The sequence below is a fragment of the Sulfitobacter sp. M22 genome (genome assembly GCF_021736025.1).
In the GTDB taxonomy this organism is placed as follows: domain Bacteria; phylum Pseudomonadota; class Alphaproteobacteria; order Rhodobacterales; family Rhodobacteraceae; genus Sulfitobacter; species Sulfitobacter litoralis.
The window spans coordinates 1,747,056-1,761,964 of sequence record NZ_WMEC01000001.1; the positions used below are offsets into that span (position 1 = coordinate 1,747,056).

Annotated in this window: 13 protein-coding genes; 12 read left to right on the forward strand and 1 reads right to left on the reverse strand. The window is 54.8% G+C overall.

All coding sequences use genetic code 11. From position 1 onward, the window contains the following. Positions 1–17: 17 nt before the first annotated feature. From ggt to GLP52_RS08690, 12 genes are all read left to right on the forward strand, one after another. Entirely contained in the window at positions 18–1,607 is a 1,590-nt protein-coding gene (gene ggt / locus GLP52_RS08635) for a gamma-glutamyltransferase (protein ID WP_237272173.1), read from the forward strand. A 214-nt stretch (positions 1,608–1,821) separates the two neighbouring features. After that, positions 1,822–2,499, forward strand: coding sequence for a TetR/AcrR family transcriptional regulator (locus GLP52_RS08640; RefSeq protein ID WP_237272174.1), 678 nt, complete (start codon positions 1,822–1,824; stop codon positions 2,497–2,499). 201 nt (positions 2,500–2,700) lie between these two features. Continuing rightward, positions 2,701–3,552, forward strand: a complete 852-nt coding sequence (locus tag GLP52_RS08645) for an ABC transporter ATP-binding protein (protein ID WP_093733497.1) — start codon at positions 2,701–2,703, stop codon at positions 3,550–3,552. A gap of 10 nt (positions 3,553–3,562) precedes the next feature. Further along, positions 3,563–4,336 carry an ABC transporter permease gene (locus tag GLP52_RS08650; RefSeq protein ID WP_208596058.1) on the forward strand — a complete coding sequence of 258 codons (774 nt, stop codon included), beginning with the start codon at positions 3,563–3,565 and terminating at the stop codon, positions 4,334–4,336. A 35-nt stretch (positions 4,337–4,371) separates the two neighbouring features. After that, positions 4,372–5,397, forward strand: coding sequence for an ABC transporter substrate-binding protein (locus tag GLP52_RS08655; protein ID WP_237272176.1), 1,026 nt, complete (start codon positions 4,372–4,374; stop codon positions 5,395–5,397). 88 nt (positions 5,398–5,485) lie between these two features. Beyond that, positions 5,486–6,958 (forward strand): amidohydrolase family protein, encoded by a 1,473-nt coding sequence (locus tag GLP52_RS08660; protein WP_237272177.1) that lies wholly within the window; start codon positions 5,486–5,488, stop codon positions 6,956–6,958. A 16-nt stretch (positions 6,959–6,974) separates the two neighbouring features. Further along, a complete protein-coding gene (locus tag GLP52_RS08665) occupies positions 6,975–7,400 on the forward strand; it encodes a nuclear transport factor 2 family protein (protein ID WP_167354542.1) in 426 nt (141 codons plus the stop codon). A 3-nt stretch (positions 7,401–7,403) separates the two neighbouring features. Next, the gene (locus tag GLP52_RS08670) at positions 7,404–8,288 is read left to right on the forward strand and encodes a polysaccharide deacetylase family protein (RefSeq protein WP_093733492.1); all 885 of its coding nucleotides are present in this window, start codon (positions 7,404–7,406) and stop codon (positions 8,286–8,288) included. A gap of 510 nt (positions 8,289–8,798) precedes the next feature. After that, positions 8,799–9,980 carry a benzoate/H(+) symporter BenE family transporter gene (locus GLP52_RS08675; protein WP_093733491.1) on the forward strand — a complete coding sequence of 394 codons (1,182 nt, stop codon included), beginning with the start codon at positions 8,799–8,801 and terminating at the stop codon, positions 9,978–9,980. A gap of 159 nt (positions 9,981–10,139) precedes the next feature. Further along, entirely contained in the window at positions 10,140–11,657 is a 1,518-nt protein-coding gene (locus GLP52_RS08680; protein ID WP_237272178.1) for an ATPase domain-containing protein, read from the forward strand. Continuing rightward, a complete protein-coding gene (locus tag GLP52_RS08685; protein ID WP_237272179.1) occupies positions 11,654–13,102 on the forward strand; it encodes a sensor histidine kinase in 1,449 nt (482 codons plus the stop codon). The genes GLP52_RS08680 and GLP52_RS08685 overlap by 4 nt, the downstream gene beginning before the upstream one ends. Before the next feature lie 38 nt (positions 13,103–13,140). Continuing rightward, positions 13,141–13,533 (forward strand): response regulator, encoded by a 393-nt coding sequence (locus tag GLP52_RS08690; protein WP_237272180.1) that lies wholly within the window; start codon positions 13,141–13,143, stop codon positions 13,531–13,533. A gap of 154 nt (positions 13,534–13,687) precedes the next feature. Here GLP52_RS08690 and GLP52_RS08695 read toward each other — a convergent pair whose 3' ends face one another. Beyond that, the gene (locus GLP52_RS08695; RefSeq protein ID WP_237272181.1) at positions 13,688–14,905 is read right to left on the reverse strand and encodes a GAF domain-containing sensor histidine kinase; all 1,218 of its coding nucleotides are present in this window, start codon (positions 14,903–14,905) and stop codon (positions 13,688–13,690) included. Between the last annotated feature and the right edge of the window lie 4 nt (positions 14,906–14,909).

The window sequence follows — 14,909 nt, forward strand, 5'->3', positions numbered from 1 at the left end:
ACTACAGGAAACCCGTAATGTTTGACTTCTTCTCTGCTCGCCGTCCCAGTACGCTTGCTTCTTCAGCGATGATCGCAACTTCTCACCCGTTATCAACCTCAGCCGGCCACGAGATCCTGACCAAAGGGGGCAACGCAGTAGATGCGGCGATTGCTGCAGTGGCTGTGCAATGTGTCGTCGACCCTTTGATGACCGGTATAGGTGGAGACTGCTTTGCGCTTTATGCGCCAAAAGGCGGTAAGGTGAAGGCCCTGAATGGGTCGGGACGCGCGCCAGCTGCCGCGACAGTCGAAGCTCTAAAAAATGCAGGTCTCACGGATGAGATCCCCCAAACAAGTCCACATTCGGTCACGATCCCAGGTGCCATTTCGGGGTGGTGCCTTTTGCACAAGGATCATGGCTCTTTGCCAATGGACCAGTTGTTCGCACGCGCGATAGAATACGCTGAAAACGGCTACCCTGTAACACCGCGCGTCGCAATGGATTGGGCTGCGAACGCAGATATTATTGGAGGTGATGAACATGCCGCAAAGCTGTTTCTGCCCGAAGGTAAAGCGCCGAAAGCGGGCGACATGCACGCCCAACCCCTGCTCGCCGAAAGTCTGCGCATCATAGCAAAAAACGGCGCTGCAGGATTCTATGAAGGTGACGTGGCAGCGAAAATGGCGGCACATCTGCAATCTCTTGGTGGGCTGCACACCGAAGCGGATTTCCACGAAGGTCGGGATCAAGCGCACTGGGTTGAACCGATTTCATCGCGTTACGGAGATCATGACGTCTTTGAATGTCCACCGAACGGCCAAGGGTTGGCGGCCTTGCTAATTCTACGCATCCTGTCACGCTTTGACATGGGTAAGGGCCTCTCCGACGCTGACCGCATCCATCTGCACGCTGAGGCAACTAAACTTGGATACCATCACCGCGATGCTTTGATCGCTGATCCTGCAGACTGCCCAGATGTTGTCGAAACACTCTTGTCTGACGAGGCCGTAGACGCACTGGCCGCGCGGATCGACATGCGCCGAGCTATGCCCCCTACGCTTTGGAATGAGCCAGAGCATAAAGATACGATCTATCTCAGCGTCGTTGACACACAGGGAAATGCGCTGTCTTTCATCAATTCAATCTTCCACGGTTTTGGCTCGACGCGTTTAGACCCCACCACAGGTGTTCTTTTTCACTCTCGGGGTGCGTCGTTCAGGCTTAATGAAGGCCATCCCAATGCCATTGCGCCACGCAAACGCCCCATGCACACGATCATCCCTGGAATGCTTTGCAAAGATGGTGTCGCCGTGATGCCCTTCGGCGTCATGGGCGGGCACTATCAAGCGGCTGGCCACGCAGCCTTTTTGTCTGGCGTGCTGGACTTGGGAATGGATATCCAAGAAGCAATGGATGCACCGCGCAGCTTTGCGCATGATGGTGTGTTGGATATTGAACCAAGCGTTGCCTTGGAAGTCCGCGAAGATCTGACGGCGCGTGGGCACGTGCTGGCCTTGCAGGAATCCCCGATTGGTGGGAGTCAGGCAATCTATATCGACCCCGATACAGGCTTGCTGACAGGTGGGAGTGACTCAAGAAAAGACGGAATGGCTTTGGGATTTTAGTATTAGTTTCTTGTGATCTACTGGGGTTCAGAATGCATAAATTTCGGCGTCTTGCGGTATCTGAACCCCAAATTCTCTCTTCAATTTGCAGCCTCTCATTGGGCGCACCGGCAGCATAAAGGACTTTCACGCCAGCTTTACCATCCGGTTTCGAACCGATTAGATGGCCTGAGAATATCTGGCAGATAAGAACGACACACGAGACGGGGAAATTATGGCGGCAAAATGTGGTGGTAGTCCTAACGCCCCAACAAAATCCCCTAAATTCAGAAGTCGCGATGCGACACGGACACAAGCCGAAATATTGGCCGTCGCTATAGACGAGTTTGCCGAACACGGTTTTCACGGTGCACGGATTGACCGCATAACAAAGGCTGCCAAGTGCAACTCGCGTATGATCTACCATTATTTTGGTGGGAAAGAGCAGCTCTACATCGCGGCTCTTGAGGACATTTTTCAACAGATCCGAGACCAAGAAGCGCAGCTAAATTTTAGCGTAGGGGATCCGGTCGCGAAGTTGAATGAACTGGTGGAATTCACCTTCGATTACTTTAAAAATAACGCCGATTTTCGCAAAATGACGCGCAATGAAAACGCTCTGAACGGGATGTATATCGCGCGTTCAGCGGTGATGCGCGACATGTCGGAGCCTCTCATCGTAGCAATCCGCAATCTGGTAGAACGTGGATATTCAAGCGGAGTGTTCAGTCGAAAGCCTGATCCCGCCCAGCTTTATCTTAGTATTGTCGCCCTTTCAGCCCACCACCTGAACAACGCTGCCACTCTTGGCATTGTTGTCGGCCAGAACCTCCATGACGACGCGTGGCAAGAAGAACGTCGGCAACACGCCAAGGACGTCATTCTGAGCTACCTCGGCATCCAGAATCATTAACGCTGTTGCCGCTTCGGAATTGACGCCCAAACTGCCTCGAAAGCGAAAGAAGCGTCAATTCCCCCAATAGGGGAACATGGAGTGCTGTAATTTCAAGCCAGCACCCAGGACCGCGCCTCTTTCTTGAGCGGAGCCTTTTAATTCTAAAACTTTTTACTTAATTTTATTTATAGGCTCACCGCTCTGCAGTTTGATGACTGCATGAACATATTAAATCATCATAAACAAAGCACCGGCACCCCTCTCCAAGTAGGGCCGTCGCCATATCGCTATGCAGTAGAATTGCAGTCGGCGTCTGTTGTTTTCGGCAAGGGAGATGATGCTGTTACAGCACTGTCGCCTACGTCTTTAAAAATGGATGCAGGTGACTTCGTGGCACTTGTCGGCCCGTCGGGTTGCGGCAAGTCGACTATCCTGCGCCTTGTGAGCGATCTGATACAGCCGTCGTCTGGTGTAGTCCTTGTCGGCGGGCGAGAAGCTTCAGCCAAACAGCTGCGCATCGGTATGGCGTTCCAGAACCCCACTATGCTGCCGTGGCTGACAATCGAGCAGAATGTGATGCTGCCGCTCAAGATCGTGGCCCCGTTCAAGGCGACATTCCGCAAGGATCGTAAAGGGGCTTATCGGGACCGCGTCCATCGTTTGTTAAAACAGGTAGGCCTTCAGGATTTTGCCAATCACTATCCTTGGCAGTTGTCCGGTGGGATGTTGCAGCGATCAAACCTTTGTCGCGCACTCATCCATGAGCCCGATCTGTTGCTGCTTGATGAACCCTTCGGGGCGCTGGACCAATTCACGCGCGAAGAGCTTTGGCAAATTCTTCAAGACCTGTATCTGGACCGCAAACCGACGGTGCTGCTGGTCACACATGACCTGCGCGAAGCCGGTTTTCTGGCAAAACGTATCTGCGTGATGAGCGCACGACCCGGACGGGTCATATCGGACGAACCCGTCAACATCCCGCAGCCCCGGGACATTAGCATGATCTACAGCCCAGAATTTGTCGAAATGACCCAAGGCCTGCGCGAGTTGATCGCACAGGTGCGTAAATAGGATGAGTGCTATGACCGAGAAAAATCGCATCCGAATGCTGTCGTTTTCACTGATCTTCGGCTTCTTTCTGATATGGGAAGTACTTTGCGTCTTACTGGACGTCTCTGACCTTGTTCTGCCGCGCCCGTCCGAAATCCTCGTGACGCTCTGGGTCAAGTTTCCGATCTTGGTGCCCCACATCGCCCAGACATTATATTCAACGCTCACCGGCTTTGTGCTTGGTGTCGCGATTGGGACGGCATTGGGAATCATGGTGGGTACATCCAAAGTCGCCTACGCCGTCGCTTCTCCTTTGCTGGTTGGCTTTTCATCCATCCCCAAAGTCGCAGTAGTCCCGATTTTTGTGCTCTGGTTCGGATCGGGCACGACACCTGCGATCCTGACGGCGATGGTGATTTGCGTCTTCCCGATTGTGGTGAATATCGCCACGGGACTGGCCACAACAGAACCTGACCTTGAGGACGTGCTCAAAACGCTTGGCGCTTCAAAGCGGGAAATCTTGGTAAATGTCGGGCTACCGCGCACCATGCCCTACTTCTTTGCGGCGCTGAAGGTTGCGATCACGCTGTCCTTTGTTGGTGCCGTACTGTCCGAAACCGTGGCGTCCAACCGTGGCATCGGAAATGTCATGATGACCGCCTCATCGAACTTCCAAGTGTCGCTCGTATTTGCAGGTTTGATCATTCTCGCTCTGCTTGGTGTGGCCCTCTACTCCCTGTTTTCGCTTCTTGAGAGGCGCGTCACAGGATGGGCAACCCGCGGCAATGACATCGCAATGTCCTAACCAACCCTCCCCTCATCGAAATAAGGAAAGCTGAAATGAAGAATGTTCTCGTGGGTGCCACCTTGGCGCTAATGGCTGGCGCAGCCCCAGTGTTTGCCGAAATGACCGACATCCGATTCACCCTGGGCTGGAAAACGCAGGGCTCTGATGCGCCTTTCCTTCTGGCGCTGGACAAGGGTTACTTTGAAGACGAAGGGCTGAATGTGTCCATTGACCAAGGCGAAGGCTCGGCTGCGACCGTGACGCGGATCATGGGTGGTGCCTATGACGCAGGTTTTGGCGACATCAACGCAATCATTCAGAATGCTGCGGCACGCCCGGGTGAGGCACCTGTCATGGTTTATCAACTGTGGAATCGTCCCCCTTTCGCGATTGTGACACCTAAGACGGCAGGCATCGAAAACCCTGAAGATTTCGAAGGCAAGACACTTGGGGGCGCTCAGGGCACGCCGACAACACGGCTCTTCCCTGTTTTCGCCGAAATCAACGGCATTGACCTCGATAAAGTCGCCCAAGAAAACATGGCACCAAACCTGCAGGAACCAATGATGATCCGCGGGGATATCGATGGCGCGTTCGTGTTCACTTCGACAAGCTGGTTCAACCTGATTGCAAACCGCCAAGACCCGGCAAATGACTACAACTGGTTCAACTTCGAAGACTACGGCATGGACCTGTATTCCAACGGCATGATGGTGTCGCGTGAACTTCTGGCTGAAAATCCCGAAGCCGTTGCAGGGCTGGTGCGCGCGGTGAACAAAGCGACGATGGAGGTATCTGCCAATCAAGACACTTCGGTCGAGGCGATTATGGCATATGACAATCTGGTGGACGCCGACCTGGAACGCGCGCGGTTGGAATTTGCGCTGACCAATCTGATGAACGCCCCTGAAGTCACGGACATCGGCATGGGTGATCTTGTAGACGAACGTCTGACCCGCTCGATCGAGATCGTCGCGAAGGGCTATGATCTGGAGCGCCTGCCAGAAGCTTCAGAGATTTTTGACCGGTCCTTCCTTCCTCCGGTTGATGAGCGCCGCTTTGAGACAACCATTAACTAACGCTTAGCCTCACTGCGGCAGGTGATCGCCTGCCGCAGTGAGGTATTTCGAGAACTCAGTTCCCCCCAATTCGTTCACGGAATACTATATGTCCAAGCATCAAACCTTGCTCAGTGGTGGGCTCGTTCTTGTTGAGAATGAAACCTTCGAGCGGGTTTCAATTCTTGTGACGGATGGCATGATTACGGCCCTACTCACAGATGGCGACAGCCCAGAAGATGCAAAGCGCATTGATGTCAGCGACCGCCTTATCATTCCCGGTCTCGTGAACGGTCACACCCATTCACACGGTGCGCTTGGGCGTGGTGGCGTCGCTGGTGACATGACGCTTGAACCGTTCCTTGCGGGATCAGCTTGGCTGAATGCATCACGCAGCACCCATGATCTGCGCCTCGCAGCAGAACTTTCGGCAGCTGAGTTGATCCGCAAAGGCTGCACAAGTTGCTTTGACCTGTTCATAGAACTACCAGGCCCGACAGTTGAAGGTATCCATGCGGTTGCCGAGGCGTATCAAGGTGCAGGCTTACGCGCCGTCGTTGCCCCTATGATCGCAGACAAGACCATCTATCAGGCCTTGCCTGGACTGCTGGAGCAATTTGACCAGCCCCTGCGTGACATCGTTGCCGCCCTGTCGATGCCGGACTGGCAAGATATTATCGCAGTATGCAATGAGGCTTTCGCGACTTGGCCCGTACCAGATGGGCGTGTCCGACCCGGGATCGGTCCAACGATCCCGCTGCACTGTTCAGATGCTTTTCTTACCTCGTGCGCAGACGTTGCCGCACAGCATGAAATACCGCTGCAAACCCATTTGGCTGAAACGCGACTGCAACAGGTCATCGCACATCAGAAGTATGGCACCAGCCTTACCGCACATCTGGATCATCTACAGGTTCTAAGCCCGAAATTCAGCGGCGCGCATGGTGTTTGGCTATCGCAATCAGAGGCCGACCTCCTTGCGGCCCACGACGCCTGTATCTGCCACAACCCCCTTAGCAACCTGCGGCTCGGTTCTGGCATTGCACCCGTGCGGATGCTTTTGGATAGCGGTGTGTCTCTGGGGGTCGGAACGGATGCTTCGAATACCAGTGACGGTCAATCCATGTTCGAAGCCATGCGCCTTGCGGCGACGCTAAGTCGGGCACAGGCAAGCGACAGCGAAGAATGGATATCCACCCGTGATGCTTTTGCGATGTCAACGACAGGCGGCGCTCGCATTATGGGACTCAAGAATGTTGGTATGATCGCCGAAGGCTGGGCCGCAGACATGCTGTTTCTGGATGCTGGCTACTGCCACTATACGCCACTGCGTACCCCGCTTGACCAGATTGTGTTTGCCGAAAACGGTGCTGGCTTGCGTGAAGTGATGATTGCGGGTGAGTATGTATTCGCCAATGACCGCATGCTGACCCTCGACGAACAAAGCCTTGCTAAACGCGCCGCGGATGCCGCTACACGGCTGGATGAGACAAACACTCAAACACGTTTAATGAACGCAGCAGCATCCGCTGTCGTGCAAAGCTTCTGCCGCGCGACCTGCGCGCTCCCCTACCCCAATTAAAATGAAAGTTACCGCCATGACCCAGCAAACAGACCCTGTAGCCACAGCAAAAGCAATCGTGGAAAGCTATCTTGAACGGTCGATGGTGCCCGATCCTGAAGGAGCCGCAGCCTATGTCAGTGACGGTTTCAAATTGGTGTTTACCGGGGGACGCGTTTTCGCCGGCCCCGCAGAGAGCGCCGCCTTCAACGCAAAACGATATGACTGGGTCAAGAAGAAGTTCCTACGTACTGACGCCGCCCTCGACGAGGCGACAGGGGAGGTCCATGTCTACAACACCGGCTATCTTTACGGGGCGTGGAAGGACGGGACCACATTCGAAACGAACCGGTATTTGGATAAGTTCGTTGTTCGCCACGGCAAAATTGTCAGCACCGACGTCTGGAACGACAGTGCCGAAATAATATTGCACAAGGCTGGTTTAGCAGAAGCGGAACTCTGAATTATGCTCCCTCATCATGGTAGGTACGACTACTCTCCAATCTCTAAACGCGCCGACTATAACTGGCCTGAAGGCAAACGGCTTGCAGTCTACATAGGACTCAATCTCGAACATTTTTCCTTTGGCTCTGGACTTGGTGCCGAACTGGCACCTGGGGGCCCGCAACCAGATGTCCTAAACTACGCTTGGCGCGACTATGGCAACCGCGTTGGTGCATGGCGGCTGTTAGAGTTGTTTGATGCATTAGGGCTGCCTGCCAGTGTGCTCGCCAACAGTGAAATGTATGAATACGCGCCAGACCTCATGGCCTCGTTCAGCGCGCGCGGACACGAGATCGTCGGGCACGGGCGAACGAATTCCGAACGCCAAAGCGACCTGACGACAGAGAGAGAAGCCGAGCTGATCTCCGAAGCTACGAAAGTCCTCAACGATGCCGAAGGTAAACAGCCAAAGGGCTGGCTATCTCCCTGGATCTCGGAAAGCTTCGATACGCCAGATCTACTTTCAGAGACTGGGTACAAATATACGCTAAACTGGTGCATGGACGATCAACCTGTTTGGATGAAAACACGCCACGGACGTCTCTTGTCGATCCCCTATCCGCAAGAGGTCAACGACATTCCCTCTATCGCCGCACGCAAGGATGGTGCGGCCGAATTCGCGAATATGATCATCGATAACTTTGACGAAATGCTTGAACAGTCGTCGCGGCAACCACTTGTCATGGGCATCGCTTTGCATCCCTATTTGGTCGGACAGCCCTATAGGCTTAGACATTTACGCCGGGCGCTGTCTCATATTGTTTCCAATCAAGACCAGGTATGGCTGACGACAAGCGGGGCTATTTCAGACTACTGTTATGAAGTGATACCTGACTTGGTTCCCTGAGCGATACGGTAAGCCCACTTTATCGTATCGTGTTTTTCAGGATTGCGCTTCTCATGAGAACCGCTACCCGAGATTGTTAAATTTTCCCCTTGAGAGGCTCGGTTTCGCTAATGCAGACCACGAGCGTTCAGCCGTCACCGCATATCTAACACCTCGTTTACACCGAGAGTGATAGCGGTTGACGGCCAACATGCTTGTCCGTGACACACATTCGACTCAAACCTATTCTCAAGAAAACAAACCGGACAAACTTTCAAATGCCATCAAGTCACTGATATTATGGCAGAAAATCCTACCATCCCAGCCACTTCACTTTAGACATTCTTAAGATCAGGCCCTCGGGCCGCTGTAGGGTCCGAAATGCCCGATACGTAGGGTTGGCAATGCCCCACTACCTGCACCCTCATTCCGACACGACTGTATTCTAGCTGGATTTATTGAAGAGCGACTCTGGAAGTTTCAGACCGGTTCGATAAGGGTGATGAAAATCCGCAACCGAGGCATCTTTCAATGTTCCGCGATCTTTCAGTGCCCGCAGTTTCCATGGGCCTACTTGCCGCATTTGTCGGATATTCAGCGTCATTCGCGATTGTACTGGCCGGGTTGACCGCAATGGGGGCCACTGGCGCGCAGGCGACGACGGGTCTGTTTTTCGCGACCCTCGGCATGGGGATTTGCAGCATCTGGCTTCCTGCCGTAACGCGCATCCCCGCCGCAGTGGCATGGTCTACGCCGGGGGCGGCCTTTCTTGCGACAACGGCCATCTTGCCTGGCGGGTTTGCCGAAGCCGTGGGCGCTTTGATCTACTGCGCCGGATTGATTGTTTTGACGGGGCTGGTCCCCGCGCTTGGCCGGATCGTGGCCGCGATACCGAAGCCCATTGCAAATGCCCTGCTCGCGGGCGTTCTGCTCAAGCTCTGTCTTGCCCCTGCGCTTGCGCTTGGCAGCATTCCCTTGCTGGTTTTGCCGGTGCTCATTGCATGGCTGGCGGGCTTGACGTGGAACAGGCTGGCCGCGATGCCTTTCGCTGTGATTGCGTTTATCGTGGTCCTCTTTTTCGCCGTCGATACGTCGAGCAGCCCGCTTCAGAACGATGGGGGATGGCTCCCTACCTTTGCTTTAACAGCCCCGTTCTTTACGGTTCAGTCCTTCTTTTCTGTCGCTCTGCCGCTGTATCTAGTGACGATGGCGGGGCAGAATATCCCCGGTTTTGCGGTGCTGGAATTGAACGGCTATTCAGTCGAGCGCCAACCCCTAATCCGCAAGACCGGCCTTGTCAGTCTTGCGTTTGCACCGTTCGGGTCCATTCCTGTCAACATGTCCGCGATCACCGCAGCGATGATGGCTGGCGACGACGCGGGCCGCAATCCGGCAACCCGCTATTGGGCGGCAATCACTTCGGGGATTGTCTATATCCTGCTTGCGTTTGCTGCCGCGCTGATCACCGCACTGGCAAGCCTAGCACCGCTTGCTTTGATCACTGCGGTGGCCGGGCTTGCACTTATCCCCGCTTTGGTTGGCTCGCTCTCGGCGGCCTTCACCACGCCCACCCAATTAGAGGCACCGGCGCTGACGTTCTTGATCGCGGCAAGCGGTATGACGCTTTTTGGCATAAGCGGCGCGTTTTGGGGCGTCATCGTAGGGGCGATCATCTGGGTGGCAAAGGCCATCGCGCATCGATTAAAGGCCTGAGCTTCTATTGGCACCAGAGGTTAAAAAAAGTCGATGCATTGCACATATATTTTCCATGAAAAGATTTATATCTGATGATAACGTATTCCAACTGCCCAGTTTACACTTTGACCGAGTGACCTAGTTAACCAAAAATGAACAAACTGAAGAAAATGCAGAATGACTGAAACAACAACGCCCGACGTAGCGCAAAGGTTATCAACCGGGACTTCGGGTCTTGACGATGTGCTGTGCGGTGGCATTACACCCGAACGGCTTTATCTGGTCGAAGGCACCCCCGGAGCGGGCAAAACAACGCTCGCGTTGAAATTCCTGATGGAAGGACGTGCGGCGGGCAGTCAGGGGCTTTATATTACTCTGTCCGAAACCGTGAATGAGCTGACCGCCGTGGCACGGTCGCACGACTGGACCCTTGATAACATCGCACTGTTCGAGATGGTGGCAGAAGATGAATTCAGCCCCGACCACGAACAATCCCTACTACACCCAAGCGAAGTTGAACTTGGCGAAACCGTGCGCGGGATTATTGATTTGGTAGAAAAAACCAATCCGGACCGGGTCGTACTTGATAGCCTGTCGGAACTGCGTTTGCTGGCCCAGAATCCGCTGCGGTATCGGCGGCAAATCCTTGCGCTCAAGCATTTCTTTGCGCGTCGCAAATGCACAGTATTGATGTTGGATGACCGCACCGCCGAACCAGGCGATCTGCAATTACATTCGATCGCCCACGGCGTCATTTCGCTGGAGCACTTGGCGAATGACTTTGGCTCTGAGCGGCGGCGCCTGCGGGTGATCAAGATGCGCGGGCTAAAGTACCACGGCGGCTATCATGACTTCACGATCGAGCGGGGCGGCATTTGCCTCTATCCCCGTCTGATCGCAGCGCAACATCACCGCACGCATTCGACGGACCCTGTTACCACGGGGCTCAAAGAGCTGGACGCGCTCTTAGGCGACGGTTTGTTCCCCGGCACCAATGCGCTGATGGCAGGCCCTGCGGGCGTGGGTAAGACGACAACTGCGGTGCGCTGCATGATCGCGGCGCTGAAGCGTGGACAGAACGCCGCCTATTTCCTGTTCGACGAACGCCTCTCGACGCTCATGATCCGGTCCAAGGCGCTTGGTATGGACCTGCAACCGTTCATCGACAACGGGACGCTGCAGATCCGGCAAGTTGATCCGGCAGAATTGTCACCTGGTGAGTTCGCCCATGCCGTGCGTAGCGCGGTCGAGGATAGTGATGCCAGTGTTGTGGTGATCGACAGTCTGAACGCCTATCTGCACGCGATGCCCAGCGATAATTTTCTGGTGCTCCAGATGCACGAGCTGCTCAGCTACCTCGCCCAGCAGGGGGTGGTTTCGATCATGGTCCTTGGCCAACATGGCGTTACCGGCGACCTGCGCTCGGATATCGACATCAGCTATTTAGCAGACACCGTTTTGATGATGCGGTTCTTCGAGGCAGAGGGCGAAATTCGCAAATCCATATCTGTCATCAAGACGCGAACGTCGGACCATGAACGCAGTATTCGTGAGTTCAAAATCGATCAAGATGGTATCAGCATCGGCGAGCCGCTTCGGGGCTTCTCATCCATTCTGTCCGGTTCCCCTGTCTATAACGCCTCCAAGGATCACCTTATGGCGCTCAGGGGCGACGACAAGGATGGATCAAAGTGACAGGCCTGCCGCCACTCGGGGAAACTCAGGAAGCGCCGCCGTTAGATTTCTTCTCGTCCGTTGCGGTCATGGCACCGCGGGGGCGGGATGAGACCGTCGCGCGGCAATTGCTGGCGAAGGATGGGATCGCGTCGATCTCCGTCTTATCGCTGACGCAGTTGTCCGAGCTTATATCACAGCATATCGGCGCGGTGCTGATCACCGAGGAAGCCCTCAGCGGCGCGGATGCCGACGCGCTGGCCCTTGCACTGGATGCGCAGCCGTCTTGGTCGGACGTGCCGTTTATCGTTCTTGCCAATGGGACCACCGGCAGCCGCAGCGAGCGGGCTGCGCAGCGCATCGACACGTTAAGCAACGCCGTGTTATTGTCGCGCCCGCTTCATGCCGAAGAGTTAATCCGCGCCGTGCGGTCATCACTGACAGCCCGCGGTCGGCAGCATCAAGCGCGTCGCCAGCTCGAAGAATTGCAATTGCGCGAACGCCAGCTGTTCGAGAGCGAAGCAAAATTTCAAGCCATTGCCAATTCGGTGGACCAAATGATCTGGTCTACCTTACCCGATGGGTTTCACGACTATTTTAACGATCGATGGTACGAATTTACCGGCGTGCCTGCTGGCTCTACCGACGGCGAAGGCTGGAACGGAATTTTCCACCCCGACGATCAAGAGCGCGCATGGGAGCGGTGGCGCCACAGCCTCAGCACCGGTGAGAACTACGAGATCGAATACCGCCTGCGTCATCGTTCGGGCGACTATCGCTGGGTGCTTGGCCGGGCCCAGCCGGTATTAGACAAGGACGGTACCATTCTGCGGTGGTATGGCAGTTGCACCGATATTCACGAAATCAAAGTCGCCGAAGAACAGCGCCACTTGATGCTGGGTGAAATGAACCACCGTGTCAAAAACACGCTGGCCATGGTCAATGTAATGGTCTCGCAGACCCTCCGGCTGGCAGATAATCTGCGGGATGCGCAGACGTCTTTGCAATCGCGTATCGCCATGATGGCCCAGGCCCATGACCGCCTGATCGCGACGTCTTGGGCAGAAACCCGGCTGCCCGAAGTGGTCGACGCCGCACTGGCAGCGCATCGCACCGGTGAAGGTCGCTTTGATATCGAGGGACCGGATCTCGAAGTGGGTTCAAAGCAGGCGCTGGCGATGACCATGGCGATCCATGAGCTAAGCACCAATGCCAGCAAATACGGCTCTCTTTCGGCTCAGGGCGGCAAGGTCCGCATCTGCTGGGCGAAAAAAGATGATGTCTTCACGTTCACTTGGGTCGAGACAGACGGCCCCCGGGTTTCGCCCCCAACCAAACGCGGTTTTGGCAGCCGGATGATCGAACAGGCACTCGCAGGATATTTTCAGGGAAAGGTGGAACTTTCTTACGACCCGGAAGGTTTAAACTTTAAGCTCAGTGCGCCCGGCTCCGGATTGCTGTTCTGATACTTCCGTCTCTGCAGAATGAAAGGTTGCGCTGCGCTATGTATTCCGAAAACACCTCACGGCTTGCCGTTCTTGTCGTCGAAGACGAACCCCTGCTGCGCATGGACGCCGTCGACATGATAGGCGATGCTGGTTTCAAGACCTACGAAGCCTGTTCGGCCGATGAAGCGATGGCACTGATCCGCGACAATAATGATATCGGAATCTTGTTTACAGATATCGACATGCCAGGGTCCATCAATGGGCTAAAACTCGCGGCCTGCGTCCGCGAAGGCTGGCCGTCGGTAGAAATTCTTATCGCGTCGGGCGTCGTGGGCGTGACGGATGAGGTTATGCCGGAGGGTTCGAAATTCTATTCCAAGCCCTATGTAACAGCGCAAATTATTAGCGATATGAAAACGATCGCGGCGACCGAAGATCATTCCGTCTAGGCCGGAGTTCGAAGGTAGGGTCGATTTCATACCGACAGGGTCGCCCCCGCCGTTTTTTGTTTTCAATGCCAACGGCTAGGGGCCTACAGCTTATAGAAATCGCAAACCGACGTCGGCTTTGTCAAAAGAGGTTAAGGTCTGTCGCGACTTCGATTTACACGATCCTCAACCGACCGACGCGCCAAGCAGGCAAGCGTACAATCGCAGCTGTACCCTTATCCGTGGCTTGCACCTCGAATTCACCACCATGAAGCTCAACCAGTTTTCGGGTTAACGGCAAGCCAAGCCCCAAACCCCCGCGGGTATCTCTCGTTCTGATATGCCCCCCGACGACGAAAGGTTCATACAGCGCCGCGAGATCAATATTGTCGTCCAATGTGCCGGTATCAGTGATTGAAAGTTCAAGATTTCTAGCGCTATCCAACCTACTTCCGATGGTGATCTCTGATCCGCCGTGGTTGATCGCATTAAGGGCAAGCGCGTGCAAAGCAAGTTTGATCTGATGGGGGTCGATGTAGATGGATGCGGTGTGCGCATTCTCATCTAGCGCAATCGACTTCAACTCGCCATTCGCGCCCGGCAATACCAATTGGGCAACACCGTTCAGAATATCGCCCAATTCGCAGTCTTGTTCGTTCAGGGAAAGCTCTCCGGTCGACGCGTCACTGTAGGTGATAATCGCTTCAACCAGCCCCATAAGATGCTCTGTCGATTTTCGTGCCGAACTGATCAGCCCTGCATTAACGCCACGATCTGCCATCGCCTCGAGCAACCGCAAGCTCCCAAAGAGAATGGTCAGCGGCGTTCGTAATTCATGGCCGATAAGGGTGATAAAGGTCGATTTCGCGCCTTCGTCTTTCGTAAGATCTACCGGGGTTGGCGGCACGCCTTCCAACGCGGCGACGACGGCTTTTCCCAAATCTGTCAAGATCGACATCTGGTGATCCGATGGCGCTTCGTGAGGAACCAGATCAAGGACGCACAGGCTCCCAAATCGGTGCCCAGACGACAACACCAACGGGACCCCCGCATAGAACCGGGCACCAGGCCCGCCTTCAGCTACCATCGGATGGGTCTCGAACCGAGGGTCTTTGCTGAGATCCGGCACGACCATCGGTTTACCCGACATTATCGTATGGGTGCAAAAGCTGTTGTTCTTGGACATCCGGTCAAGCGCGATACCAACGACGGACTTGTACCACTGGGTCTCACCTTCAACGACACTGATGTGTGCAATTGGACAATCCAGTATCTTTCGTGTCGCGTCGCAAATGGCATCGAAAACGCCACTATTTGCTTCGGTCAGGCCGGGAACAGCAAAGACTGATCTAAGGCGTGCTTCTTCATTGAAGGGAATAGGATAGGTTCTCAATGTG

Coding starts and splice junctions, on each gene's coding strand:
- ggt (WP_237272173.1), top strand. CDS start 18: ATGTTTGACTTCTTCTCTGCTCGCCGTCCCAGTACGCTTGCTTCTTCA.
- GLP52_RS08640 (WP_237272174.1), top strand. CDS start 1,822: ATGGCGGCAAAATGTGGTGGTAGTCCTAACGCCCCAACAAAATCCCCT.
- GLP52_RS08645 (WP_093733497.1), top strand. CDS start 2,701: ATGAACATATTAAATCATCATAAACAAAGCACCGGCACCCCTCTCCAA.
- GLP52_RS08650 (WP_208596058.1), top strand. CDS start 3,563: ATGACCGAGAAAAATCGCATCCGAATGCTGTCGTTTTCACTGATCTTC.
- GLP52_RS08655 (WP_237272176.1), top strand. CDS start 4,372: ATGAAGAATGTTCTCGTGGGTGCCACCTTGGCGCTAATGGCTGGCGCA.
- GLP52_RS08660 (WP_237272177.1), top strand. CDS start 5,486: ATGTCCAAGCATCAAACCTTGCTCAGTGGTGGGCTCGTTCTTGTTGAG.
- GLP52_RS08665 (WP_167354542.1), top strand. CDS start 6,975: ATGACCCAGCAAACAGACCCTGTAGCCACAGCAAAAGCAATCGTGGAA.
- GLP52_RS08670 (WP_093733492.1), top strand. CDS start 7,404: ATGCTCCCTCATCATGGTAGGTACGACTACTCTCCAATCTCTAAACGC.
- GLP52_RS08675 (WP_093733491.1), top strand. CDS start 8,799: ATGTTCCGCGATCTTTCAGTGCCCGCAGTTTCCATGGGCCTACTTGCC.
- GLP52_RS08680 (WP_237272178.1), top strand. CDS start 10,140: ATGACTGAAACAACAACGCCCGACGTAGCGCAAAGGTTATCAACCGGG.
- GLP52_RS08690 (WP_237272180.1), top strand. CDS start 13,141: ATGTATTCCGAAAACACCTCACGGCTTGCCGTTCTTGTCGTCGAAGAC.